The 1,149-nt window shown below is 31.0% G+C and carries 2 protein-coding genes; both read left to right on the forward strand.

The annotated features are described in order from the left end of the window. The first annotated feature begins 239 nt into the window (after positions 1–239). Positions 240–428: a DUF3888 domain-containing protein gene (locus BHF71_RS11985; RefSeq protein ID WP_141705389.1), complete on the forward strand. Its 189-nt coding sequence runs from the start codon at positions 240–242 to the stop codon at positions 426–428. A 546-nt stretch (positions 429–974) separates the two neighbouring features. Then, a partial coding sequence (locus BHF71_RS10545) for a transposase (RefSeq protein WP_084024127.1) occupies positions 975–1,149 on the forward strand: 175 nt, incomplete at its 3' end.

Genomic DNA, 1,149 nt, shown 5'->3' on the forward strand with positions numbered 1-1,149 from the left:
TTACGAATTTTACTTTGGAAGCCATACGATAATTGGATAAAGTTAATGGTTAAAGCACCAGGATAAAAATAGTTATTGTAAGTTGTTTTGTTTTTTTGTGAATAATTAAATCAAATAGTAATAATTGCCAAATGGACAGTGATCACCTTTAGTTGGTTACTGGTTCTTTGGTCGAAGTTTAGGAAAATATTGTTCAGAATATTGTGTGAACTAACCACTATAACTTTTATGCAACGCTATTGATTAAAATTATAAAAATAGAACGCCTTATAGAAGGTGGATATAAATTTAAAATGAAAATTTTAGTTCATTCTTGGAAATCAGCTGTTCCACCTTATGGACTTGATACCATAACATTAGAAATGGGTCCATCAGGTACATTTGTTACCGAATTTATACATAGAGATGTAGAAAAATTAACTGAGTAAAAATATAATAGGATGTAAATTATTTTTCTACATATATTTGATTTTTGCATATGATTTCTGATAACGTTCCGTATTCACGACGCCCTTGAGCTTACAGGCGTTTCCGAGTCTTAGATAACTCCTATCTTAGGCTCGGGAATGCCGGCTTGGTTAGCGAAAGGGTGTGTCGCTGATTTTGCTTCTTAGCAAAAGCGAATCAACTTCTTTGATTGTTGCTTCATATTCTTCCTGCGACCAAGGGCGTTAGCCCGCAGCGTGAATATTTTGTTATATGAAGGTACTTTGGATTAATCAATAAATTTAATACTATTGAATATGATCTTTTTCTAACTTATTCAAAAATTTTTCCAGTTTAATATTTAGTTCTTCATCATGTTTATTTTTTTTGTTTATGAAATGTAGTATTTTTATAGCAAAGTATATAAAAAATCCAATAATCAGCAAATATATAAGTGGTAAAAAGGCTATAAACATTGGAGTTAGTATAGTTTTGTGGACACACCTTAGTTAAGTCTAATACAATAATTTTGAGAGGATGTGTCCTATATGAAAAGAAAAGGTGTAGCAAAAAAATATACTGAAGATTTTAAACAAACAATAGTGGAACTCTACAATTCTGGAACTCCAGTAAAAAAATTAAGTAGCGAATATGGTGTATCTGAAGTAACGATATATAAATGGATTAGGTCCTATACCCCTGTAGGTGAAGGAAAGGATTCCT

It is taken from the genome of Vulcanibacillus modesticaldus, assembly GCF_001730235.1.
Taxonomy (GTDB): domain Bacteria; phylum Bacillota; class Bacilli; order Tepidibacillales; family Tepidibacillaceae; genus Vulcanibacillus; species Vulcanibacillus modesticaldus.